18 protein-coding genes are annotated in these 22,948 nt (G+C 72.2%); 7 read left to right on the top strand and 11 right to left on the bottom strand.

Annotated features, from left to right (window positions below):
• The first annotated feature begins 106 nt into the window (after nt 1-106).
• The 3 genes from ACWGIH_RS27125 (at nt 107) to ACWGIH_RS27115 (ending at nt 4,098) form a co-directional block, all read left to right on the top strand.
• A complete protein-coding gene (locus tag ACWGIH_RS27125) occupies nt 107-1,501 on the top strand; it encodes a sensor histidine kinase (protein ID WP_453451072.1) in 1,395 nt (464 codons plus the stop codon).
• Complete coding sequence (locus ACWGIH_RS27120) at nt 1,498-2,178, top strand: response regulator (protein WP_453451073.1); 681 nt, start codon at nt 1,498-1,500, stop codon at nt 2,176-2,178. The genes ACWGIH_RS27125 and ACWGIH_RS27120 overlap by 4 nt, the downstream gene beginning before the upstream one ends.
• 96 nt (nt 2,179-2,274) lie before the next feature.
• On the top strand, nt 2,275-4,098 hold the full coding sequence (locus ACWGIH_RS27115) for a glycoside hydrolase family 15 protein (protein ID WP_453451074.1): 1,824 nt from the start codon (nt 2,275-2,277) through the stop codon (nt 4,096-4,098).
• 9 nt (nt 4,099-4,107) lie between these two features.
• Here the strand turns inward: ACWGIH_RS27115 and ACWGIH_RS27110 are convergent, their stop codons facing one another.
• From ACWGIH_RS27110 to ACWGIH_RS27080, 7 genes are all read right to left on the bottom strand, one after another.
• The gene (locus ACWGIH_RS27110) at nt 4,108-4,842 is read right to left on the bottom strand and encodes a class I SAM-dependent methyltransferase (protein ID WP_453451075.1); all 735 of its coding nucleotides are present in this window, start codon (nt 4,840-4,842) and stop codon (nt 4,108-4,110) included.
• A 7-nt stretch (nt 4,843-4,849) separates the two neighbouring features.
• Nucleotides 4,850-9,283 carry an aminotransferase class I/II-fold pyridoxal phosphate-dependent enzyme gene (locus ACWGIH_RS27105; RefSeq protein WP_453451076.1) on the bottom strand — a complete coding sequence of 1,478 codons (4,434 nt, stop codon included), beginning with the start codon at nt 9,281-9,283 and terminating at the stop codon, nt 4,850-4,852.
• 168 nt (nt 9,284-9,451) lie between these two features.
• On the bottom strand, nt 9,452-11,122 hold the full coding sequence (locus ACWGIH_RS27100; protein ID WP_453451077.1) for a right-handed parallel beta-helix repeat-containing protein: 1,671 nt from the start codon (nt 11,120-11,122) through the stop codon (nt 9,452-9,454).
• Nucleotides 11,123-11,127: 5 nt separating this feature from the next.
• Nucleotides 11,128-12,090 (bottom strand): UDP-glucuronic acid decarboxylase family protein, encoded by a 963-nt coding sequence (locus tag ACWGIH_RS27095; protein WP_453451078.1) that lies wholly within the window; start codon nt 12,088-12,090, stop codon nt 11,128-11,130.
• The gene (locus tag ACWGIH_RS27090; RefSeq protein ID WP_453451079.1) at nt 12,087-13,451 is read right to left on the bottom strand and encodes a UDP-glucose dehydrogenase family protein; all 1,365 of its coding nucleotides are present in this window, start codon (nt 13,449-13,451) and stop codon (nt 12,087-12,089) included. The genes ACWGIH_RS27095 and ACWGIH_RS27090 overlap by 4 nt, the downstream gene beginning before the upstream one ends.
• 29 nt (nt 13,452-13,480) lie before the next feature.
• Nucleotides 13,481-14,545, bottom strand: coding sequence for a UDP-glucose 4-epimerase GalE (gene galE, locus ACWGIH_RS27085; protein ID WP_453451080.1), 1,065 nt, complete (start codon nt 14,543-14,545; stop codon nt 13,481-13,483).
• Nucleotides 14,546-14,551: 6 nt separating this feature from the next.
• Nucleotides 14,552-16,381: a glycosyltransferase family 2 protein gene (locus tag ACWGIH_RS27080; RefSeq protein ID WP_453451081.1), complete on the bottom strand. Its 1,830-nt coding sequence runs from the start codon at nt 16,379-16,381 to the stop codon at nt 14,552-14,554.
• Between the two features lie 123 nt (nt 16,382-16,504).
• Between ACWGIH_RS27080 and ACWGIH_RS27075 the strand changes: the two genes are divergently transcribed.
• Nucleotides 16,505-17,218, top strand: a complete 714-nt coding sequence (locus ACWGIH_RS27075) for a TetR/AcrR family transcriptional regulator (RefSeq protein ID WP_453451082.1) — start codon at nt 16,505-16,507, stop codon at nt 17,216-17,218.
• A 43-nt stretch (nt 17,219-17,261) separates the two neighbouring features.
• On the opposite strand, the gene ACWGIH_RS27070 is transcribed toward ACWGIH_RS27075, so the two are convergent.
• The 3 genes from ACWGIH_RS27070 to ACWGIH_RS27060 form a co-directional block, all read right to left on the bottom strand.
• On the bottom strand, nt 17,262-18,638 hold the full coding sequence (locus tag ACWGIH_RS27070) for an aldehyde dehydrogenase family protein (RefSeq protein ID WP_453451083.1): 1,377 nt from the start codon (nt 18,636-18,638) through the stop codon (nt 17,262-17,264).
• 83 nt (nt 18,639-18,721) lie between these two features.
• Nucleotides 18,722-19,291: a TetR/AcrR family transcriptional regulator gene (locus ACWGIH_RS27065; protein WP_453451084.1), complete on the bottom strand. Its 570-nt coding sequence runs from the start codon at nt 19,289-19,291 to the stop codon at nt 18,722-18,724.
• Between the two features lie 4 nt (nt 19,292-19,295).
• Nucleotides 19,296-19,991 carry a type 1 glutamine amidotransferase domain-containing protein gene (locus ACWGIH_RS27060; protein WP_453451085.1) on the bottom strand — a complete coding sequence of 232 codons (696 nt, stop codon included), beginning with the start codon at nt 19,989-19,991 and terminating at the stop codon, nt 19,296-19,298.
• Between the two features lie 109 nt (nt 19,992-20,100).
• Here ACWGIH_RS27060 and ACWGIH_RS27055 point away from each other — a divergent pair, with 109 nt between their 5' ends.
• On the top strand, nt 20,101-21,168 hold the full coding sequence (locus ACWGIH_RS27055) for a LysR family transcriptional regulator (RefSeq protein WP_453451086.1): 1,068 nt from the start codon (nt 20,101-20,103) through the stop codon (nt 21,166-21,168).
• A gap of 14 nt (nt 21,169-21,182) precedes the next feature.
• Here the strand turns inward: ACWGIH_RS27055 and ACWGIH_RS27050 are convergent, their stop codons facing one another.
• Nucleotides 21,183-21,575 carry a nuclear transport factor 2 family protein gene (locus ACWGIH_RS27050; protein WP_453451087.1) on the bottom strand — a complete coding sequence of 131 codons (393 nt, stop codon included), beginning with the start codon at nt 21,573-21,575 and terminating at the stop codon, nt 21,183-21,185.
• 94 nt (nt 21,576-21,669) lie between these two features.
• On the opposite strand from ACWGIH_RS27050, the gene ACWGIH_RS27045 reads away from it, so the two are divergent.
• Nucleotides 21,670-22,245 (top strand): PadR family transcriptional regulator, encoded by a 576-nt coding sequence (locus tag ACWGIH_RS27045; RefSeq protein WP_453451088.1) that lies wholly within the window; start codon nt 21,670-21,672, stop codon nt 22,243-22,245.
• A 10-nt stretch (nt 22,246-22,255) separates the two neighbouring features.
• Nucleotides 22,256-22,924, top strand: a complete 669-nt coding sequence (locus ACWGIH_RS27040) for an HAD family hydrolase (RefSeq protein WP_453451089.1) — start codon at nt 22,256-22,258, stop codon at nt 22,922-22,924.
• The last annotated feature ends 24 nt before the right edge of the window (nt 22,925-22,948 follow it).

Genomic DNA, 22,948 nt, shown 5'->3' with positions numbered 1-22,948 from the left:
GCCGTGCCCGCGGGTCGTCACGCCGTGGAGCCGTATTCGTATCCCTCACGTGAGGGACTCCGTCGGGCCTCGGGCCGGTGACAATGAGACGCGTGAGGGGACACGTGTGAGGGCCAGATCTTCCGGAGCCGGCTTCGGTCGCGGCGGGGCGCCCGGCCGCTTCGTGCGGTACGGCCGCCTCGTGCGCCGCCCGGAGACCCCGGTCGTGGCCGCGGCGCTCCTGTCCCTCGGCGCCGTGAGCGAGGTGCTGCTGCGCGTGGACGGCGAGGTCCCGCTGACGCCTGCCCTGGCGCTCGCGCTGGGAACGACACTGCCGGTCGCGGTGCTCGCGGGCGGCGAGCTCACGCCGTCGGCCTCGGCCGGGCGTCGCGGTGCGGTACGTGGCGGTGTCCCGCGCCCGGGTATCCCGCGCCGCGGTATCCCGCGCCGGAGCGGCACGCGCGCCGGAGGCTTCAGCGGTGCGGCGCCGGTGTCCCCGAACCGGGCGCCCTCCCTCGCCGTCCCAAGGGCGTCCCGGGGCTTCGTCGCCGCCGCGGCCGTCCTCGCGGCAGGGGCGGGCGCGCTCTCCCTCGCGCCGTTCCACGTGCTGACCGGCGCCGGGCTCTGCGCGCTGCTCGTCTCGCTCCACCAGGCCGGGTGCCGGGGACCGAGGTACCTGGCCGCGCTTCTCCCGCTGCCCTTCGTCGCGTACGCCGTCGCCGCTCCGGCAGGATCGGCGGGGGACCGGTTCCTCGCCGTCCTCACGGCGGTGTGCGCCACCGTCGCCGCCGGTACCGGACTCGCCCGGCGGGCGCGTGACACGGCCCTCGTGAACAGCGCGGCCGAACAGGTCGTCGCGGACACCCTCCTCGAGCACGTCGCGCGGGGCGAACGGGCCAGGATCGCACGGGAGTTGCACGATGTCGTCGCCCACCACATCTCCATGATCGCGGTCCAGGCCGAGACGGCCCGGCTGACCACGCCGGGCCTGCCCACCGTCGGCGCCGAACGCTTCCTGGCCATCGGCGACACCGCCCGCACGGCGCTCACCGAGATGCGCAGGCTGCTCGGAGTGCTGCGCGAGGACGCGGGGAGCGGCACGCCGGACCGCCGTCCCCAGCCGGGCCTGCGGCAGCTCGGCGAACTCGTCGACGAGGCCCGCGACGCCTCGGCCGCCGCCGTGCGCCTCATCGTCGAGGGGCCGGTGCGACCCCTGGACCCCGGCCTCGAACTCACCGCGTACCGCATCGTGCAGGAGGCCCTCACCAACACCCGGAGACACGCGCCCGGCGCCGCTGTGGACGTCGAACTCCGCTACAGCCACGACGCGTTGCGCCTGCGCGTGCGCGACAACGGACCCAGCCCGCACACCTCGCAAGGACTCGGCGAGGGGCACGGCCTGGTCGGCATGCGGGAGCGCGCGGCGATGGTCGGCGGCGAGCTGCGTGCCGGGCCCGCGCGGCGCGGGGGTTTCCTCATCGAGGCGACGTTCCCCGCGCCGGCGAGGGAGCATGCCGCATGAACACTCCGAGCCCCTCGCCGCTGCGCCTCGTCATCGCCGACGACCACGAGGTCGTACGCGCCGGATACGCCGGACTCCTCGCCACCCAGCCCGACTTCACGGTCGTCGGCACGGCGGCCGACGGCGCGCGGGCCGTCGAGCTCTGCCGGGAACTCCTTCCCGACCTGGTCCTGATGGACGTGCGCATGCCGGTGATGGACGGCATAGAGGCGACCGGGCGGCTCGCCGGGACCGGCACGCGCGTGCTGATCCTCACCACCTTCGACCTGGACGAGCACGTGTACGACGCGCTGAGCGCGGGCGCCGCCGGGTTCCTGCTCAAGGACGTCACGGCGGAGCGGCTCTTCGACGCGGTGCGCGTGGTGGCCGCGGGCGAGGGGCTCCTCGCACCCACCGTGACCCGCCGGCTCATCGCGGAGTTCGCCCGCCTGCGGCCCGCACCGCCCACCGGACCCACGGCCCGCGTCGACGCCCTCACGCCGCGCGAGACCGAGGTGCTGCGGCTGATCGCGGAGGGCCTGTCCAATCCGGAGATCGCCGGACGGCTGCACGTCAGCGAGGAGACCGTGAAGACCCACGTGAGCCGGGTGCTGGGGAAACTCGGGCTGCGCGACCGCACCCAGGCGGTGGTCGCCGCGTACGAGTCGGGTCTCGTGGTGCCGAGGGCGGGGGCCTGAGCGGCGAGCCGGTCGGCGGGCTCCGAGCCCAGGCCCGACGGGCATGTCCGCCGTACAATGGAAGGGCGGCAATGTGCACGACGGCGTGACTCGATCATGAATGCTCGCATCGAGGACTACGCCCTCATCAGCGACCTGGAAACCGCTGCCATGCTCGGCAGGGACGGGTCGATCGACTGGCTCTGCCTGCCGCGTTTCGACTCCCCGGCCTGTTTCGCCGCGCTGCTCGGCACGGCGGACAACGGATTCTGGCGGGTTTCCCCCGTCGGCGCGGGACCGTGCACCCGGCGGGCCTACCGCAAGGACACCCTGGTCATGGACTCCCACTGGGAGTGCCCCACCGGTGCCGTGCGCGTCACGGACTTCATGCCTCCGCGCGCGGGGCTGCCCTGCATCGTGCGCGTCGTCGAGGGCCTGTCCGGCGCCGTGGCCATGCGCAGCGAACTGCGGCCGCGGTTCAACCAGGGCCGCGTCGTGCCGTGGGTGCGTCCCCAGGAGCACTGCACGGTCGCCGTGGCCGGGCCCGACTCCCTCTGGCTGAGCGCCGACGGCCCGATGGAGATCCGCAGCGGCCTCCACGACGCCACCGCCCACGACCCCGCCGTCCGCGACTCCAGTGCCCTGGACTTCACCGTCGCGGCGGGCCAGCGCCTCACGCTGCAACTCGTCTGGGCCCCCTCGCACCTGCCCGAACCGCCCGAGCCCCTGAGGGTCCCGGCGGAGACGGCGCTGAAGGCGACCGGCGACTTCTGGCGGCGCTGGACGGCCCAGTGCCGCTACCAGGGCCCCTGGCGGGAAGCGGTCACCCGCTCGCTCATCACGCTGAAGGCCCTCACCTACGCGCCCACGGGCGGCATCGTCGCCGCACCGACCACCTCGCTCCCCGAGTGTGTCGGCGGCGAACGCAACTGGGACCAACGCTTCTGCTGGCTGCGCGACTCCACGCTCACCCTCTCCGCCCTGCTGCGCAGCGGCTACCGCGACGAGGCCACCGCCTGGCTCGACTGGCTGGTGCGTGCCGTGGCGGGCGGCCCCGCCGATCTCCAGGCGGTGTACGGGTTGGAGGGACAGCGGCGGCTGCCGGAGGCCGAGGCCCCCTGGCTGCCCGGCTACGAGGGCTCGCGGCCCGTACGGTTCGGGAACGCCGCGGCCGGTCAGCTCCAGCTGGACGTCTACGGCGAGGTACTCGACACGCTCTATCTGTCGCTGCGGGCGGGCATCCCGATGCAGCCCCACCTGTGGAGCCTGGTGGAATCCCTGATGAGCCACCTGCGGGACCACTGGCGCGAGCCGGACCAGGGGTTGTGGGAAGTCCGAGGCGCGGGGCGGCAGTTCGTCCACTCCAAGGTCATGTCCTGGGTCGCGGCCGACCGTGCCCTGCGCATGGGCGAGATGCTCGGCAGGAACGAGTCCGCGGGGGAGTGGCGCACCATGCGGGACGCGGTGCACCGGGAGGTGTGCCGCGAGGGGTGGGACGCGGAACGGCGGACGTTCGTGCAGTCCTACGGGTCGCCCGCCCTCGACGCGTCGGCCCTGCTGATCCCCAAGGTCGGCTTCCTGCCCGCCGACGACGCGCGGGTGCACGACACCGTACGGGCGATGCGGGCCCTGGACCATCACGGGTTCGTGCGCAGGTACGGGCACGAGGGCCGGGGTGCCACCGACGTGGACGGGATGCGTGGCTCCGAGGGCACGTTCGTGGCGTGCTCCCTCTGGTACGCCGACGCGCTGGCCGCCACCGGCCGGCTCTCTCAGGCGCGCGAGACCTTCGAACGTGTCCTGGACGTACGCAACGACGTGGGCCTGCTGGCGGAGCAGTGGGACCCGGACAGCCACCGCCAACTGGGGAACGCACCACAGGCGTTCAGCCACATCGCGCTGGTGGAGACGGCGTTCGCGCTGCAGCGGGCGGGCGCCTGAGGGTGCTGGTCACGCCTGCCTCGCCGCCGTGAGCAGCACCATCCCGGAGTCCCCGTAGTCCGGCAGCGTGGGATCGGCGTCGATCCGGGTGACCACGAGGTGCTCGGTGAGCGGGGCGAACACCTTGGTGATCACGGCCGGGTTCACCGGACAGCCGGGCCATCGCGACGCGGGCCCGATGCGGTACGTCGGCATGTTCTCCATGAACACCGCGACGAGACGGCCGCCCGGCGCGACCGAGCGCACGAAGCGGTGGCAGAAGTCCGTGAACTCCGCGAAGTCCTCGGTGACGCCCTCGGCGACGAAGTTCATCGACGCGATGTCGTACGTGCCGGGGGGCAGCGCCCGGATGTCGCCGTGCACCACACGCACGCCCGCGAGCGCCTCCGCGAGCGTGGGCGGCAGCTCGGGGTTGAGGCGGCGGCACAGCGCGTGGAAGGGCAGCCAGCTCTCGTCGGGGGCCCCTTCGAGCTGCCGGGTCAGATAGGCGACACCCGCGGCGCTCGCCTCGACGGCGTCGATGCGGCGGCTCGCGGCGGCGGCCATCATCAGCGGATAGAGGTTGGGTCCCGCCCCGAACTCCAGGGAGCACGCGGCGCTCGCGCGGCCGAACCGCCGGTAGAAGGCGGAGTGGTGGGCGATGACCGCGGCGTCGGACGGATGCAGCTCGCGGTAGTTCTCGCCGAGGTAGTCCTGGACGGGCCAGCTGTCCCAGTCGACGTCGTCGTTGCGGGTGGGGGCCATGGCGGAGTCAGCTCCCCGGTCGCAGCGGGAAGCGTTCGGACAGGCGCGTCAGGGCGGTGTTGAGCCGGTCGATGTCGGCGTCGGAGTTCAGTGCCGTGAGCTGCACACGGAACCCGACGCGGTCGCGCGGCACGAGCGGATAGGCCGCCAGGGTCACATAGATGCCCTGCTCCCAGAGGAAACCGGCGACCGCGTCCAGGTCCGACGCGTCGGCCAGGGGGATCTCCACGATCGGCAGCTGATCGGAGTTGAGCGTCTCCACGCCGAGCGCGGCCGCGTGGTCGAGCACCCGGACGGTCTTGCGGTGCAGATCGGCGCGGATGGCGTCGCCGCGCCGGTCGTTGACCTCGAGACCGGCGAGCGCGGTCGCCAGCGAGGCCGTGGGCGAAGGACCGGAGTACAGATAGGGGGCGGCGGCCACCTTCAGATGGTCCTTGAGCCAGGTCGGAAGCGCGAGGAAGGCGAGGAGCGAGGAGTAGGCCTTGGAGAAGCCGCCGACCAGGACGATGTTGTCGTACGTCTCGCCCGTGTGCCGGACGACGCTGTTGCCGCGCGACCCGTAGGGACACGGCTCGTCGGCGCGGCGCTCCCCGATGACGCCGAATCCATGGGTGTCGTCGATGTAGAGCGTGGCGCCGAAGTCCCGGCAGACACCGGCCAGTTCGGGTACGTCGGCGATGTCCCCGCTCATGCTGTTGACGCCGTCGAGGCAGACCAGGCGGGATGAGCCGCTCGGCGCCGCCCGCAGCAGGGCGGCCAGTTCGTCGGGCCGGTCGGCGTGGAACCGCCGCAGCGTGGCGCCCTGCCCGCGCGCGGAGACGCAGCCGTCGTACACCGTGCGGTGCGCCGCGGCCTCGACGAAGACATGCCCGCCGCCTGCCAGGACGGGGATGACCGATGCGTGGATCAGCGTGGCGGTCGGCAGCAGCAGGGTGTCCGGCGCCCCGAGCAGCGCGGTGAGCCGTTCCTCGATCTCGGTGTAGAGCCGGGGACTGCCGAGGAGCCGGGACCAGCTGGGGTGGGTTCCCCAGCGGCGTACGGCGGGTTCGATGGCGTCGATGATCTCGGGATCGCAGTCGAGGCCCAGGTAGTTGCAGGAGGCGAAGTCGATGAGCCAGTGGTCCCCGCTGCGGATGTGCCGGCCGCGGACCTCGTCGAGGACGCAGTCGCTCATCGGGCTGGTCCGCCGCAGGTGGTCGAGTTCGCCCCAGCGCGGATCGCGCCGTACCCCCAGGAGTCCGGTGTCCGTCTCGCTCATGGTGCTCTCCCTCTCCGAGGGGGTCGGGGCTGGCTCGGCGGGCGGGTTGCTCACGGCGGCAGGGGTGGCGCGGGTGAGCCGGCGGTCCCGCACGGCACCGGGGCGCGGGCCGACCCCGTCGAGCCCTCGGCGACGGCGGAGGAGCCGTTCCCCCTGCTCGGCCGTCAGCGGCCGTGCGAAGAGATAGCCCTGCCCGAACCCGCAGCCCATCCCGGTCAGCAGGTCGCGTTGCGCGGGCTGCTCGATGCCCTCGGCGATGACCTGGAGGCCCATCGTGTCGGCGAGGTGCACGATTCCCTCCACGAGGGCGAGCTGCCGGGCGTCGGCGGCGATGTCGTCGATGAACGACTTGTCGATCTTGAGTACGTCGACGGGGAACTCGCGGAGATAGCGCAGCGAGGAGAATCCCGTGCCGAAGTCGTCGACCGCGATCCGCACGCCGAGATCCTTCAGCGCCCGCATGACCGCCTGGATCTGGCCGTCACGTCGCATCAGCACGGACTCGGTGAGCTCCAACTGCAGCGAGCCCGGGGCGAGTCCGGGTGTCTCCAGGGCGCTGCGCACCTCGCCGAGGAAGCCCGGGTCGCGGAACTGCCGCGCGGACACGTTGACGCTGATGTACGGGCGCCGGCCGGCGGCGGCGCCCGCGTGCTGCAGACCCGCGATGTCCACGGCGGCACTGCCCAGGACCCAGGCGCCCAGTGGCGTGATGTGCCCGGTCTCCTCGGCGAGCGGGATGAACTGCTGCGGTGGCACCAGACCGCGCCGGGGGTGGGGCCAGCGGGCCAGCGCCTCGAAGCCGACGATCTCGGCGGCGTGCGGGGCGCCGCCCGCCGGGGCGCCGTTCGCGCTGATGTCGACGACGGGCTGATAGCGCAGGGCGAACTCCTCGCCGGCGATCGCCCGGTCCAGGCTCGCCTGCAGATCGTGCCGCTCCCGCATGCGTACGTGCAGCCCCTGCTGGAAGCGGCGCCACTGACGCTTGCCCGCGGCCTTGGCCGCGTACAGCGCGAGGTCGGCGTGGGCGAGGAGTTCCTCCGCGCCCGCGCTGTCCACGGCCGTGGCCACGCCCACGCTCGCCGACACGCTCACGCTGTCGCCGGACAGCTGGAACGGCCTGCTGAGCGCCTGCACCACCTGCGCGGCCAGGATCTCCGCGTCGACGGGCTCCTTGGCGTCCTCCATCAGGACGGCGAACTCGTCGCCGCCGAGGCGGGCCGCGGTGTCACTGCGCCGCAGCGAGTTCGAGACACGGGAACCGACGGCGGCCAGCAGCCGGTCGCCGACCGAGTGCCCCAAGGTGTCGTTGACGACCTTGAAGTCGTCGAGGTCGATGAAGAGCACGCACGTCAGCGTCGACTCACGGCGGCCGCGCAGCAGTGCCCGCTCGATGCGCTCCAGGAGCAGGGTCCGGTTGGGCAGGCCGGTCAGCGCGTCGTGGAAGGCCCGCTGGGTCAGCTCGTGCTCCAGCTGACGCTGTTCGGTCACGTCCCGCAGAGTGACGACGAGTCCCCGCACGGTCGGGTCCTGCTGCAGATCGCTGCACCGCACCTCCACCTCGATGCGTCCGCGGTCCCGCGGCATCCACCAGTAGTCGTGGGGCTCCCGCAGGCCGCCGCCGCGCATGGCCGCGAGTACCCGCGCGGCCCGCTGCCTGTCCCGAGGGTCCACCAGCTCCGGCAGCTCCGCCCCGACCAGCGGCACGTCCCCGAAGACAGCCTGCGCGGACGGGCTCGCGTACCGGACGGTGTTGTCGTCGTCGACGATGAGGATGACGTCGGAGGCGTTGCGCACCAACGTGCGGAAGTACGCCTCGCTCTCCTGCCGGATGATCTCCTGCCGGAGTGTGATGCGTTCCTTCGCCAGGCCCGCGTGCGAGGCGAGGATCTCCAGGGAGCCCCAGATCTCGGTGAGCTGCTTCTCGGAGCCGGAGGCGATCAGCACGCCCGGCGGATCGTCCCCGGCCGGACGGTCGCGCCGGGCCATCGGGCAGACCAGGGCGCTCTGTGAGGCATCGATGCGGGCGGCGATCTCCGGGCCGAGCGCGGCGGCCCGGACCAGCCGCGTGCGGCGCGTGTCCGGGGCGGCGTCGGGGAACGTCGGGGAGTCGCCCGCCTCCAGGAGCAGGGTTCCGGCCCTGGCCCCCGGCCCGGACAGCGCGGCGACCGTCGTCCGGCAGGTCTCGACGATCTCCTCCGTGGTGATCGCGGCCACCAGCGACGCGGCCGCGCCGCGCAGCGCGAGCTCGCGGTCCACGGCCTTGCGGTGCGCCACGACCATGCCCGCGAGCCGCAGGATCACCAGGAGGAACAGGGTGCCGGAGAACGCGGCGATGACGGCCGCGTCATGCGCGCTGTCGAGCAGAGCCTCCACGAGCAGGATCGCGGGGGCGATGAGCGTGGCCGCGGCGAGCAGCACGAGCCTGCGCGGCGGCGGGAGCAGGCTCTGGCGCTGATGCGTGTACGCGGTCAGCTCGACCATCGAGGGGTGCAGCGCGGCGAGGCCCCACGCCGTGTAGAAGACGATCCAGCCCGTGTCCAGGAGGGTGCCGGTCTGCCACAACCCGTTGAGCTGCAGGATCCCGTACGCGATGTCGAAGGTGAGCAAGGTGAACGTACCGAGCACGAGCAGGCCCACGGCGGGATTGTGGCCGGTCACGGAGCCCGGTGTGAGCAGCCGCGCCAGGAGGGCGAGGACCAGTACGTCGCCCAGCGGGTAGGCGATGCTGATGGCGCGCTGCGGCCAGGTCAGGCCCTCCACCTCGGTGAGCGGCTGGACGAGGTAGACCCACACGGGCAGCGCGAGCCCACCGGTGATGATCAGCGCGTCCAGCAGACTCGGCAGGTCACGGCCCGCCCAGCGGTAGTACACGAGCCCGAAGAGGCCCGCGGCGAGCAGCGGATACACCGCGAGGTAGCAGGCGTCGGCCGGGGAAGGGAACGGATTCGACGCCTGGAAGTACTGCTCGACCACGTTGTAGTACGTGTCGCCCGCCGCGAACGCGAGCAGCCCCGTCGCGAGCACCCACCACGGCCAGCGGTGCGCGGGCCGGTGGACGTGCACACCGATGAGGACGGCTGCGACGCCGCCGAGACCGATGAGTGCCCAGAGCGCGGCCCGCAGGCCGGGGAGGGTCATGTACACGGTGGTGAGAGTGGCGACCAGGACGACGTAGGCGGTCATGAGCCGGTGCGCCCGTGGTGGATCCCGGGGGTAGGACCGAAGCAATGGCAAAGCGCCTCCCTGCGTGGCAGGGACACCCGGCCGCGAATCGCGCGTCAACCTGGGGTCTCGCTGTATCGATCGTAGGCATGGCCGTGGGCGCCTGCATCTTCGGCCCGCTCCGCCGCCTCAGTCCGGCGCGGGCAGCGCGGCCCCGACCGGCGGGGGCGTGCCGACGGTCCGGCCGAAGTAGTCGACGGAACCGGGGTCGATGCCGAACAGTGCGCGCAGGTCGAGCCCCTTGTCCGCGAGGGCATCGCAGTCGGGGACGAAGAGCCGGGCGTCCCCGGGGGACGTGATGGAGGGCAGCTCCCCGCCGGCGAGACAGGGGTCGACGGTCAGGCCGGAGGACCGTCCGTCGACGCGTTCCTGGCCGGTGGCGGCGCGCCAGGCGGCGAGGCCGGTGTAGGCGCGGTCGCCCCACTGCACGGTCCACCGGCCTTGCGGTGCCCGGTAGTTGTTGCCCTGCACCAGGGCGTTCTCGGCGGTGAGGCCCCGGTCCACCAGGGCGAGCGGGGAACCGTCGGTGACGAAGGTGTTGTTGCGGACGCTGACGCCCGTCTCGCCGTCCATCAGGCGCAGGGCGGGACCGCTCTTGCCGTTCTCCAGGGCCGTCATCACCACGGTGTTCTGGTAGATCCGCAGGTTGCGCACGTCGTGGCCGTAGACGGCGAGCCCGCCGAAGCGCGGCAGCTTGCGGCCGTCGTCGGAGGTGATGTTGTAGCGGATCGTGTTGTCCTTGTGCGCGCCGTTCGCCTTGCGGGTGTACGCGTAGAAGCCCGGGCCGTCGTTGTGGAACGCCAGGTTGTACTGCATCGTCGAGTCCGAGACGTTCTCGTCGAAGCCGAACCCGGCTCCGTCGACCTTCGAGCCCGTGTGGTTGCGGTAGGCGGTGTTGTGCTCGAGGAGCACGTCCTTGGCGTCGTACGCCCAGATGCCCACCGGGCCGGAAGGCGCGTCGCCGGAGGACGTGGAGCCGTTGTCGTGCGCGCTGGAGTCACGCACCGTGGCGTCGCGCACGGCGCCGAGGATGATGCCGTCGCCGGTGTGGCGGTCGTCCGCGTCGGAATCACCGGTGTTCCGGTACGCGTCGACGCCCGAGATGTCGAAGTCCTGGTGTGCGTAGGCGGGTTGGGTGGGCTCGAAGGTGGGGCCGTACGTCAGGAGACCGGCGTCCTTGTTGCCGTGCAGCTTCGCCTGACGGACCGTCACGTCCTTGAAGCCGTTGCCCTTCTCCACGCCGCCGACCGCGATGCCCACCTGGAAACCGGAGACGCTGACGTCCGAGACCAGGACGCCGGTGAGCTTGCCGCCGCCCGGACGGTCGGCGTACAGGTTGATGCCGCCGTCGCGCGCGTAGGCGGCGCGGTCCCCGGTGACGGTGAGGTCGCGGATCTGCACGCCCGCCGTGTTGTGCACGGAGATGCCGGGGGAGCCCTCGGCATCGACCGTCGCCCGGCCGTCGCCGTACGAGCCGACCACCACGGGCCGGTCCGCACGGCCCGCCTCGGCGCTGCCCAGGGTGACGGTGCCGGTGAACCGCGCGCCGCCCTCCAGGAGCAGCCGGTCGCCCGGTTCGAGCGCCACACGCTCGGCGCGGGCGAGGGAACGCCAGGCCTGCCCCGGAGAGGAACCGTCGTTCTGGTCGTCGCCCCGCGGGCTGACGTAGTACGTATGGGCCGTCGGCGCGTAGTGCGGGGTGGCCGCACAGCCGCTCGCGCCGAGCAGCACGAGCGCGGCGGTGAGGATGCCGGGGGCGGTGCGGCGCCGGCCGGCTGAGGCTGCGGCTTTCCCGGTCATGGGGATCAGGCCTCCACGGGCACCCGCGCGGGCCGCGGTGCGGACCGCCCGGTGAACCACGCCACCGTCTGCCGAAGGCCCTCGTCGAGCGGGACGCGGGGCATCCAGCCGAGCTGCTCCACGGCCCGGTTGATCACCGGGCGGCGGCGGGTCGGATCGTCGACGGGCAGCGGGCGGCAGACGATCCGCGAGGTCGATCCGGCGATGCGCAGGACGAGTTCGGCCAGTTCGCGGACGGTGCGCTCGCTGGGATTGCCTAGGTTCACCGGACCGCTGCGGTCACTGTCGAGCATCGCGACGAGGCCCCGGACGAGATCGTCGACGTAGCAGAAACTGCGGGTCTGGCTGCCGTCGCCGTAGAGCGTCAGCGGCCGGCCGGCCAGGGCCTGGCGGACGAAGGTGGAGACCACGCGTCCGTCGTGCGGCCGCATCCGCGGCCCGTACGTGTTGAAGATCCGTACGATGCCCACGTCCACGCCGTGGCTGCGCCGGTACGCCATGGCCAGCGCCTCCGCGAACCGCTTGGCCTCGTCGTAGACGCTGCGCGGGCCCACCGGATTGACGTGCCCCCAGTACTCCTCCGGCTGCGGGTGGACCTCCGGGTCGCCGTAGACCTCGCTGGTGGAGGCGAGCAGGAAGCGGGCGCCGTGCCGCTGGGCCAGGCGCAGGGCGTTCTCGGTGCCGTGGCTGCCGACGGCCAGGGTCTCCAGGGCGAGCCGGTGGTAGTCCGGCGGCGACGCGGGGCTCGCGAGATGGGCCACGGAGTCCACCGGGCCCGGCACGTCGAACGGCGTCGTCACGTCGGCCCGGATCAGCCGGAAGCGGGGCGCGTCGCGCAGGTGGGCGACGTTGCGCGGCTCACCGGTGCAGAAATTGTCCAGGCAGTAGACCGTGTCGCCCCTGCTCAGCAGGGCCTCGCAGAGGTGGGAGCCGACAAATCCGCCACCGCCGGTGACCGCGACCCTCATGACGCACCTCCGGTGAGCACGGCCGCCTCGGGCTGCGAGTCGGCATCCCGGGAGAGCAGCGGGCGGCCCGGCGCGTGCACGGTCCAGCCGGCCGCCGACCAGGACCGGGGGTCCAGGCTGTTGCGGGCGTCCAGGAGGACGGGGGAGCGCACGAGAGCGGCGAGCGCCGCGGGATCGATGTCCCGGTACTCGGGCCAGTCGGTGAGATGCAGGACCAGATCGGCGTCCTCGCACGCCTTGTCGACGTCCAGGGCGTAGGCGAGATCGGGATGGGCCTCGCGCGCGTTGTCGATGGCCTGCGGGTCGTGCACACGGACCGTGGCGCCCTGGTGGTGCAGGGCCGCCGCCACGACCAGCGCGGGCGAGTCCCGGACGTCGTCGCTGCCCGGCTTGAACGCCGCGCCGAGCACCCCGACCCTGCGGCCGGTGAACGAGCCGCCGAGCAGCCGGCGTGCCCGGTCGACGGTGCGCGAGCGCTGCCGGGTGTTGATCCGGTCGACCTCGTGCAGGAACTCCACCGCCTCGCCCGCGCCGATCTCCTCGGCGCGCGCGGCGAAGGCCCGGATGTCCTTGGGGAAGCAGCTGCCGCCGAAGCCGAGCCCGGGTGCGAGGAAGCGGGGGCCGATCCGCGAGTCGGCGCCGATGGCCTCGGCCAGGACCGACGCGTCGGCGCCCGCGGCGTCGCACACCTCGGCCATGGCGTTGATGAAGGAGATCTTGGTGGCGAGGAACGAGTTCGCCGCCACCTTGACCAGCTCGGCGGTGGCCGGGTCGGTGCTGAAGAACGGCACTCCGGCGCGCAGCATGGGCGTATAGATCGCCCGCAGCACTCCCTCGGCGTGACGCGAGGTCACGCCGACGACGAGCCGCTCGGGGCTCATCGTGTCCTGGACCGCGGATCCCTCGCGGAGGAACTCGGGGTTCCAGGCGACCTCCGTGCCCGGGGCCAAGGGGGCGAGGCGATCCGCGAGCCGGGCGGCGGTGCCCACCGGCACGGTCGACTTGCCCACGATCAGGCTGCCGGGCCGCAGATGCGGGGCCAGGCCGTCCACGACGGCGTCCACGTACCGGAGGTCGGCGGCGTGGCTGTCGGGTCGCTGCGGGGTGCCCACGCACACGAAGTGTGTCCTGGCGAACGCGGCGCCCTCGGCGAGCGAGGTGGAGAAGCGCAACCTGCCCGACGCGACGGTCCGTGCGAGCAGTTCGTCCAGGCCGCTCTCGTGGATGGGTGCCCGGCCCGCCGAGAGGGACGCGATCCGTTCGGCGTCGATGTCGATGCCGAGGACCTGATGGCCGATGTCGGCCATGCAGGCGGCGTGCACCGTTCCCACGTATCCGGTGCCGATCACTGTCATCCGCATGACGTCGCTCCTTAAGGGTCGTGCCTGTCTCACGGGGCTTGCTGTTTGCCGTTCGGGCGCCGGCCGGGGCCGGCGTAGCCATGGGGGTTGAGCTGCTGGAAGCGCCATGCGTCCCGGCACATCTCGGGGAGTCCCCGGCTGGGGCGCCAGCCCCAGGCGCGCGCCACGGCGCGCGCGTCGGCGACGAGTTCGGTCACGTCGCCGGGGCGGCGCGGCATGATCTGGTACGGGATGGCCCTGCCGCAGGCCGCGCCGAACGCGGCGATGACGTCGAGGACCGAACGGCCGCTGCCGACACCGAGGTTGAACACCCGAAGGCCCGGCCCGTCGGCGAGGTGGTCAAGGGCGATGCGGTGGGCCTCGGCGGTGTCCATGACGTGGAGGTAGTCGCGGATCGCGGTGCCGTCGGGCGTGGCGTAGTCGTCGCCGAACACGGGGAGCCGCTCACGCCGCCCGACGGCGACCTGCGCCACGTACGGCATCAGATTGTCGGGGACGCCGCCCGGGTCCTCGCCGAGCAGTCCGCTGGGGTGGGCGCCGACCGGGTTGAAGTAGCGCAGGGCGAGCACCGTGCACTGGGGGCAGCGGGCGCACACATCGGCGAGCACCTGCTCGCAGATCCACTTGGACGCCGCGTACGGATTGGTGGGGCGGGCGGGCGTGGACTCGTCCAGCGGGCCGCGCCCGGCGTCGCCGTAGACCGAACAGGACGAGGAGAACACCATCTGGTGCACGCCGTGTTCGTGCATGACCCGGAGCAGGGCGGTCGTGCCGCCGACGTTGTTGTCGTAGTACTGGACGGGCATCCGTGTCGACTCGCCCACGGCCTTGTGCGCGGCAAAGTGCACGACGGCGTCCACGGAGTGGCGGTCGAAAACGGCCGACAGGGCGCGTCGATCACGGATGTCCAGTTCATAGACGGCGCCGACGAAGCGGTCGGCGATCCGTTCCACCCGCGTGAAGACCTGCGGGGTGCTGTGGGAATAGTCGTCGATCACGATCAACTCGTAGCCGTGGTCGAGGAGTTCGACGCAGGTGTGGCTCCCGATGAAGCCCGCGCCGCCGGTGACGAGGATGGTGGAGGGTGCGCTCATGTCAGTTCACCGGCTCAGGACGGCGGCGACGTACGCCGGGTAGAAGACGGTGGCGGTGGCGACCGGCAGTGACACCAGAACGCCGAGGGCGACCGGGAGACGTGCGGTCGACAGCGCGCGGCCGAAGGGGACGTCCGCGGCTCGTGCCGCCTCCCGCACATGGAGCAGCGGGACGGCGAGGGCGACGACCGCGTAGGCCATGGCGGCGAGGAGGCAGAGGAAGACATAGCCGGCCGAAGGACTCGTCAGCTCGCCCACCAGGGCGACGCCGGACAAGGCGGCCGCCAGCACGACGAACGGCAGGGTGAGCCTGACGGGCAGCGGTCGTGGTCCGCCGGTCTCCTTGGGCGTGACCTTGAAGGTCACCGGCCGCGGTCGCAGCTTCTGCGCGACGGCGCCGAACAGACCCAGGATGACGAAGGGCCAGCGGGCGAGCGCGAAGAGCCACGTCTCCCAGCTGATCACCGGCGCGGTGTGCGGGCGGAGCATGCCGCGGCGGCGCATCAGGTACAGGGTCAGGAGCAGCCACACGGGCATGGACCAGAAGTGGGCCAGGAAATCCAGGTAGTTGACGTTCATCCACGGCAGCCCGGTGAGGATGGCGATCGGCGGGAGCGTGAGGCCCGCGGTGATCATCAGGCCGAGGAGCGGATAGTAGGCGAGGGCGTACGAGAAGCGCAGCCGCAGTACGAGGGGCAGCCGTCGCAGATGGCGCGGCAGCAGGCCCAGGAGCATCGTGGTCAGGCTCCGCGACCACTGGTACTCCTGCGTGATCATGTCGCCGAAGGTGAGCGGCCCGTCCCCGTGCGCCTCGGCGTCGATCGCGAACGCCCCGTGCCAGCCCGCCGAGTTGAGCAGGTACGTGGTGGAGAAGTCCTCGGCGAGCTCCGGACCGAGACCCCCGATGTCCCGCAGCGCGCGGGTGCGCACGGCGTAGTGGGAGCCGATGCACATCGGGGCGAGCCCGTCGCTGTGCCCCAGCTGCACCGCGCCGTGCCAGACGGCCTCGCGGTGCAGGCGTCCCCGTGCCGACCAGGACACCGCGCCGTTGGCATCGCACATGCTGGGTGCGGCGACGTATCCGATGGCGGGGTCGTCGAAGGGGCGGACCATCTCGGCGAGGTAGGTCGCCGCGGGCACGTGGTCGCAGTCGAGCTGCGCGACCACGTCGTAACGCCCGTAGCCCCAGTTGTCGTAGAAGTAGGCGAGATTGCCTTCCTTGCAGCGGGTGCGGCGCGGCCAGTGGCTGCGGTGGTACAGGAGCACGCCGCGTCGGCAGGACATCCGTACCCGGTGCGTGCGGCACCAGGCGATGATCTCGTCGGTCGGGTCCTCGTCGCACAGCCATACGTCGTACGGGTGCGGGAAGTCCTGGGCCAGCATCGCCTCGAGCGTCTGCCGGGCGGTGGGCCACGGCTCCGAGGGGGCGCGGGTCACGGCGAAGGCGACCGGGAGCGCGGGGACCGGCAGCTCCGGGTCGACGCGGCGCAGGCGGAGCGCGGTGACGAAGAAGTAGCAGGGGAGCCCGGTGAGGTAGAGCAGCAGGGCGCTGTTGATGATCAGGCCCGCCCAGCCGACGCGGTGCTCCGGCTGCAGCCACCAGGACCAGAACCACAGGAAGCTCAGCGCCCAGCCCGCGGCGATCACCATGAGGGCGGCCCGGTCGCGCCGGGGGAGTGCGGACACGAAGGTCGTCGGCCGGACGGCGCGCACCGGGAACGGATGTCCGAAGACGGGGCCGCCGGCGGTGACGCGGACGACGTTGCCGTCCGACATCCGCGCGAGGTCGCGCTCCACCTGGACCAGATCCGCCGACATCGGCTCGCTGTGCGTCATGGCGCGACGCTCCTGAGAGGTCGGACGCTGTACGCTGACTACGTACGTTTACGTCGTATATGTACGACTTTGCACCCGATGCTCCCTGTGGTCAAGGGGGCCGAAGAGGTGGAGGTGGCGGACATGCCGCAAGGTGGAGACGCGAACCCGTCCGAGGGGCGGCGCGCCAGCGACCGCGGGCGCTACGGACGGCTCAGCAGGGAACGTGTCCTGGCCACGGCCCTGGAGATCGTCGACCGCGACGGGCTCTCCGGCCTGAGCATGCGCAAGCTCGGCGCGGAACTGGGTGTGGAGGCGATGGCCCTCTACCGGTACGCGGCCGGCAAGGGTGCCCTCCTGGACGGCTTGGTCGAGGCGTTCCACCAGGAGCTGGAGGACGATCTGGCCGGTCGGCCCGAGGCCGAGGACTGGAGAGGGGAGCTGCGCCGCATCGCGCTCGCCACCCACGGCGTCGCGCTGCGGCACCCGAACATGGTTCCGCTGCTCGCCACCCGCCTGCTGTCCACCCCGCTGGCCCGCCGCCCGGCTGCCGTCCTGCGCGGCGACGAGCGCGTCCTTGCCCTGCTCCACGGCGCGGGGCTCGGCGAGCGCCGCACGGTGGAGGTGCACCGGGCGTTCACGGCGTGGCTGCTCGGCTATCTCCTCGTGGAGCTGCGGGCCATGGACGACGAGCCCGGTGAACCGGATCCGGCCTTCCGCCTTGGCCTGCACCGCATGCCCGCGCAGGAGTTCCCGCGCCTGCGGGCCACCGCCATCGCGCTGGCCGGGCGGGGCGGGCCGGAGCAACTGACCGCCGGGCTCGACGCGTTGCTCGGCCCGGCGGACCCGCGGTCATGAGAGGAGGCACGGAAGTTCACCTCCGTGACCATCCACCCCCGGGTCAGCCCAGCGGAACGTCGAGCCGGGCCTTGCGGTGGCTGAACGTGGCGATGGAGTGCGGCCCGTGATAGTTGCCGACGCCGCTCTCGCCGACGCCGCCGAACGGCAGCTCGGGAACGCGCAGATGAGCCATCGGGAGACCGAAACCGAGACCGCCCGACGACGTCTCCGCGGCGAGACGCCGCCGGGCGGTCTCGCTCTCGGTGAAGCCGTAGAGGGCGAGCGGCTTGTCGCGGTCGTTGATGAAGGCGATGGCCTCGTCGAGCCCGCCGACGTTCACGATCGGCAGTACGGGGCCGAAGATCTCCTCCCGCATCACCGGCTCGTCGGCCCGCACGTCGGTGAGCACGGTCGGCGCGATGTACACGTCGTCGCGGTCGCTCTGCCCGCCGAACGCGGTCGTTCCGGAGCCGAGGAGCGCCGAGACCCGGTCGAAGTGCCTTTCGTTGACGATGCGTCCGTACGCCTCCGAGGACTTGGGGTCCGGGCCGAACACCCGCTCCACGGCCGTGCGCAGCTCCTCGGCCAGCGCGGGCGCGGTGTCCGGGTCGGTCAGGACGTAGTCGGGGGCCACGCATGTCTGGCCGGCGTTGCGGAACTTGGACTCGGCCAGGCGGGTGGCGACAGCGGCGAGATCGACGTCCCGGTCCACGAACACCGGCGACTTGCCGCCGAGTTCGAGGGTGACCGGGGTGAGGTGCTCGGCGGCCGCGCGCATCACGATGCGTCCGACGGCGCCGTTGCCCGTGTAGAAGATGTGGTCGTACCGCTGGGCGAGCAGCGCCGTGGTCTCGGGCACGCCGCCCTCGACGACGGCGACCGCCTCCGTGTCCAGGTACTGCGGGATGAGGCGGGCGATCAACCGCGAGGTGGCCGGGGTGACTTCACTCGGCTTGAGGACGGCCGTGTTGCCCGCGGCCAGAGCGCCCACGAGGGGGACGAGAAGCAGCTGGACGGGGTAGTTCCACGGCGCGATGATCAGGACGGTGCCGAGCGGCTCGTACTGCGTACCCGCGGTGGAGCCCTCGGGCAGTCCCGCGAGCGCGCCGGGCGCGAGCGGCTGCGGGCTCAGCCAGTCGCTCAGGTGGGCCAGCGTGTGGTCGATCTCCCGTACGGGGAAGTCGACTTCGGCGGTGTACGCCTCGGTGCGGGGCTTGTGCAGATCGGCGTGGAGGGCGTCCGCGATGTCCTCGCGGTGCTCCGTGAACAGGGCGCGCAGCTGGGTGAGCTGCTCCTCGCGCCAGGCCAGGGGCCGGGTGCGGCCGGTGGCGAAGGTGGCACGGAGCCCGGCGACGAGGGCTTCGGGGGCGAGCGCTCCGGAGCCGGACGCTTCGGAACCGGACGCCTCTTCGGGGACGAGGGCTTCGGGGTGGTGCATGAGGGGTCTCCTCGGTATGTCTCAGGTGCGGCTGTGCAGGGGGTGGGGCGAGAGGGTGTGGCCGGGGAGGAGCGGGGGTCCGTTCAGGCGGTGGCCGTCGTGGCGACCGGCGATCCGAGCAGCCCGGTCAGGAGCGCGTCCGTGGCGGGGCCGAAGAGCTCGCGGCCGTCGGACACCGACTCCAGGCCCATGACCAGGGCGATGCAGATGTCGGCGGCTTCGGCGGGCTCCACCGCGGCCGTGGTCCCCGCCTCGGTGAACAGGTCGATGAGCAGGCGCCGCAGCGAGCCGGTGAACCCGTCGCAGATGTCGCCGAAGAGGCGCGCCTTCGCGTCGAGCAGTTCGGCCGAGTGCGGCGAGTCGCCGGCCAGGCGCAGGACCAGGTCGAGCTTGGCGGCGAGGACCCCCCGGACGCGTTCGGCGGCGGAGGTTTCCTCGGCCGCCGCCTGCCGGGCCCGCGCGAGCGCCTCGGCGTGCAGACGCTCGGCGAGCTTGCGGAAGGCGTCGTCCTTGTTGCGTACGTACTGGTAGACCGCTGACCGGGACACGCCCATCGTGGAGGCGATGTCGTCCATCGTGGTGCGCCGTACGCCGTACCGCGTGAGGGAGTCGTAGGTGGCGTCGAGGACCTCTTCGAGCCGGTCGTTGCCCATGAGGTCAGGCCAGCTTCTTGAGCAGCTCATCCGCCAGGGGAGCCGAGGACGCCGGGTTCTGGCCGGTGATCAGGTTGCGGTCGACGACCACCTTGGGGGCCCACGCCTCGCCCTCCCGGAAGTCGGCGCCCGCCGCGACGAGCCGGTCCTGGAGGAGCCACTTGGCCTTGTCGGCGAAGCCGGACTGTGTCTCCTCGGCGTTGGTGAAGCCGGTCAGCTCGTACCCCGCGAAGGCGTTGGAGCCGTCCTCCCTGGTGGCCGCGAGCAGAGCGGCGGGCCCGTGGCAGACGACGCCGACGGGCATGCCGATCTCCAGCGCGGAGCTGAGCAGCCTGCCGGACGCGGCGTTGACGGCGAGGTCCTCCATGGGGCCGTGGCCGCCGGGGTAGAAGACCGCGGCGTACTCGGCGAGGTCGACCTCCTCCAGCTTGAGAGGCTTCAGGAACTCGGCGATCTCCGCGAGCGTGGTGGCGATCTTCTCGGCGCCTTCCTCACCGCCGTTGAACTCGGGCGCGAGGCTCGCCTGGTCGACGGTCGGCACGACGCCGCCCGGCGTCGCGACGACGATCTCGTGCCCGGCGGCCTTGAACGCCTCGTACGGCGCCACGGCCTCCTCGGCCCAGAAGCCGGTCGGGTGCTGGGTGCCGTCAGCCAGCGTCCAGTGGTCGGCGCCGGTCACGACGAACAGAATCTTGGACATGGTGTCTCTCCGAGGCTGGAATCTCTGACGTTCTGTGCTCAGAGCGTCAGGCGGTGCTGTCCTCGAAGGTAGGCGGGTACGCCCCACGAAATCCAATAGGCTGACCCATATGGGAGATAGGAATTCCGATGGATCGCCGGGAATAACCGCAGCGGCCGAACCGGGCGGGCCGAACGGGTTGGGCGGATCGAACGGGTTGGGCGGGGCGAACGGGTTGGGCGGGGCGAACGGACTGGGCGGGCCGCACGGATTGGGCGGGCCGGCCGCCGGTGGCCCGCTGGACCTCAACCTGCTGCGGACGTTTCTCGCCGTGTACCGGTCGGGTTCCTTCACCGCCGCGGCCCGGGTGCTCGGTCTCTCGCAGCCCACCGTCACCACCCAGATCCGGGCCCTGGAGCGGCAGGTCGACCGGGAACTGTTCGAGCGGCTGCCGCGGGGCGTGACCCCCGCGCCGTACGCGGACGCGCTCGCCGCCCGGGTCGTCGATCCCCTCGATGCCCTAGCCGCCGTCACCGGTCACGGCGGCCCCCTTGACGGCGCCCCCGCCGAGCCCGTCCACCTGGCGGGCCCGGCGGAGATGCTCTGCCACTGCGCGCTGCCCGCGCTTGCACCGCTGATCGAGCAGGGGGTCAGGCTCCGCGTGACGACGGGCCTGACCGACCGGCTCCTGGACGAGCTGAGGGCGGGACGGCACGACCTGGTGATCGCCACGGCCCGCCCCCGCGGGCGCTCGCTGAGCTCGGTGCCGCTGGCGGACGAGGAGTTCGTCCTGGTCGCGGCCCCCATGTGGGCCGAGCGCATCGGCGGCGGCGCGCGGGTCGCAGCGGACGGCCCGGGGGTCCTGCTCGGCGTCCCCCTGGTGAGCTACGCCGATGACCTGCCGATCGCCCGCCGCTACTGGCGGCACGTCTTCGGCAAGCGGCTGACCTGCGAGGCCTCCGTCACGGTCCCTGACCTGCGCGGCGTGCTCTCGGCGGTCACCGCGGGCGCGGGATTCGCCGTGCTGCCCCGCTACCTGTGCCGCGACGCCCTGGCCGCCGGTGCTCTGACCCTCCTCCACGATCCGGAGGACGCCCCGATCAACACCGGCTTCCTGGTGCGTCGCCCGGGCTCCGCGGACAACCCGCACGTCGCCCTCGTGCACGACCACCTCGTCCGGTCGGCTCGGGCCTGGTGACCGCCGGACGCCGCCTACGCGTCCGCCGCCTCCTTGCTGATCTGCTCCCACTGGGCGCCCATGGCCGCCGCGAGCGCCTGCGCGGCCGACAGGGGGCGGACCATCACCGTGAATTCGTCGATCAGCCCCTCCTCGTCGAGGTGGAGGAAGTCGCAGCCGGTGATCTGCCGGTCGCCGACCCGTGCCTCGAAGACGAGCGCGGAGTCGCGGCCCCCGGGGTCGTTGATCTCGCGTACGTACCGGAAATCCTCGAAGACCCGCGTGACGCCGCGCAGGATCGCGGCGGTCGTCGCCTTGCCCGGGTAGGGGCGGAACACGACCGGACTGGAGAAGACCACGTCCTCGGCCAGGAGCGCCTCGATGGCCGCGTGATCGTTGGCCTCGACGGCCTTGCGGAAAGCCTGCATGCCCACACCTCGCAGGTAAGCGTTGAGAATCGTTGATAGTCAACTTGTTGAGTAGGTGCGAAGGAGAGTAATCACATCGGTGTACGGTGTCCAGATGTCTCTGAAGTACGCGGTGCTCGCGGCGCTCCTGGAGGGTGAGTCGTCCGGCTACGACCTGGCCAAGATCTTCGACGTCTCCGTGTCGAACTTCTGGTCCGCGACTCCCCAGCAGCTCTACCGCGAGCTGGAGCGACTCGCCGCCGACGGCCTGATCGACGCACGCGTGGTGCAGCAGGAACGCAGGCCGAACAAGCGGATGTTCACGCTCACCGACACCGGCCTGCGGGATCTGCACGACTTCGCCGCCGAGCCGCCCCGCCCCATCGCCATCCGGGACGAACTCATGGTCAAGGTGCAGGCGATGGACGGCGGCGACCCGACCGCCACCCGCGCGCTGATCGAGGAGCGCATGGAGTGGTCGCGGGGCAAGCTCGCCCGGTACGAACGGCTGCGCCTGCACCTCCTCGGTGGCCGCGAGGAAGAGACGTACCTGCGCGAGGCCGAGCGCGTCGGCCCCTACCTCACACTGATGGCCGGCAGGTCCCTGGAGGAGTCGAACCTGCGCTGGGGAGAGCGGGTCCTTGAGATCCTCGACCGACGATTCGACTACGCCGCCAAGGGCGGGACTTGAGGAGGCAGCAGTGGACGAGGTGCTCGAGGCGAGGGCGGAAGGCCCACCGCGTGCGGTGCTCACCGATTTCGGCGGGGTGCTGACCACCAGCGTGCTCGATTCGTTCCGTGCCTGGTCCACGCGGGTGAGCGACGATCCGCTCCTGATCGAGCGGCTCTTCCGCGAGGACACGGAGTCCTCGGCGCTCCTCGTGGAGCACGAGTGCGGACGCATGAGCGAGGCCGAGTTCGAGCGGGGCATCGCGGGGCGGCTGCGCGAGAAGGGCGTGGACGTCGAACCCGCGGGCCTCGTCACCGCGATCGGTGCGGGGATGCGACCGGACGAGACGATGCTCGCGGCGCTGAGCGGGCTGCGCGACCAGGGCGTCCCGGTGGCGATCGTGTCGAACGCCCTGGGCGACGACTGCTACCAGGGCTACGACCTGGACGCGCTCGCGGACGTCGTGGTGATCTCCAGCCGGATCGGCTCCCGCAAGCCGGGCCGCCGCATCTACCGGACGGCCTGCGACCTCCTCGGCGTCGACCCGTCCGCCTGCGTCATGATCGACGACCTGGAACACAACCTGACCGGCGCGGCCCGCCTGGGCATCAGGGGCCTGCACCACATCCACAGCGACGAAACGGCGCACGCGTTGCGGGAGTTGTTCCCCGCCGACCCGGCTGCCGACCCCGCCCGCTGACCCGGCCGCCGGGCCGGGAGCGCC

It is taken from the genome of Streptomyces sp. NPDC054872 (assembly GCF_053610705.1).
The sequence above is the reverse complement of the archived record's forward strand: the minus strand, read 5'-3'. Positions and strand labels throughout refer to the sequence as shown.

Excerpts from the sequence above, each read along its gene's own strand:
- ACWGIH_RS27120 (WP_453451073.1), top strand. The coding sequence starts at position 1,498 with ATGAACACTCCGAGCCCCTCGCCGCTGCGCCTCGTCATCGCCGACGAC.
- ACWGIH_RS27115 (WP_453451074.1), top strand. The coding sequence starts at position 2,275 with ATGAATGCTCGCATCGAGGACTACGCCCTCATCAGCGACCTGGAAACC.
- ACWGIH_RS27110 (WP_453451075.1), bottom strand. The coding sequence starts at position 4,842 with ATGGCCCCCACCCGCAACGACGACGTCGACTGGGACAGCTGGCCCGTC.
- ACWGIH_RS27105 (WP_453451076.1), bottom strand. The coding sequence starts at position 9,283 with ATGACCGCCTACGTCGTCCTGGTCGCCACTCTCACCACCGTGTACATG.
- ACWGIH_RS27100 (WP_453451077.1), bottom strand. The coding sequence starts at position 11,122 with ATGACCGGGAAAGCCGCAGCCTCAGCCGGCCGGCGCCGCACCGCCCCC.
- ACWGIH_RS27095 (WP_453451078.1), bottom strand. The coding sequence starts at position 12,090 with ATGAGGGTCGCGGTCACCGGCGGTGGCGGATTTGTCGGCTCCCACCTC.
- ACWGIH_RS27090 (WP_453451079.1), bottom strand. The coding sequence starts at position 13,451 with ATGCGGATGACAGTGATCGGCACCGGATACGTGGGAACGGTGCACGCC.
- galE (WP_453451080.1), bottom strand. The coding sequence starts at position 14,545 with ATGAGCGCACCCTCCACCATCCTCGTCACCGGCGGCGCGGGCTTCATC.
- ACWGIH_RS27080 (WP_453451081.1), bottom strand. The coding sequence starts at position 16,381 with ATGACGCACAGCGAGCCGATGTCGGCGGATCTGGTCCAGGTGGAGCGC.
- ACWGIH_RS27075 (WP_453451082.1), top strand. The coding sequence starts at position 16,505 with ATGCCGCAAGGTGGAGACGCGAACCCGTCCGAGGGGCGGCGCGCCAGC.
- ACWGIH_RS27070 (WP_453451083.1), bottom strand. The coding sequence starts at position 18,638 with ATGCACCACCCCGAAGCCCTCGTCCCCGAAGAGGCGTCCGGTTCCGAA.
- ACWGIH_RS27065 (WP_453451084.1), bottom strand. The coding sequence starts at position 19,291 with ATGGGCAACGACCGGCTCGAAGAGGTCCTCGACGCCACCTACGACTCC.
- ACWGIH_RS27060 (WP_453451085.1), bottom strand. The coding sequence starts at position 19,991 with ATGTCCAAGATTCTGTTCGTCGTGACCGGCGCCGACCACTGGACGCTG.
- ACWGIH_RS27055 (WP_453451086.1), top strand. The coding sequence starts at position 20,101 with ATGGGAGATAGGAATTCCGATGGATCGCCGGGAATAACCGCAGCGGCC.
- ACWGIH_RS27050 (WP_453451087.1), bottom strand. The coding sequence starts at position 21,575 with ATGCAGGCTTTCCGCAAGGCCGTCGAGGCCAACGATCACGCGGCCATC.
- ACWGIH_RS27045 (WP_453451088.1), top strand. The coding sequence starts at position 21,670 with ATGTCTCTGAAGTACGCGGTGCTCGCGGCGCTCCTGGAGGGTGAGTCG.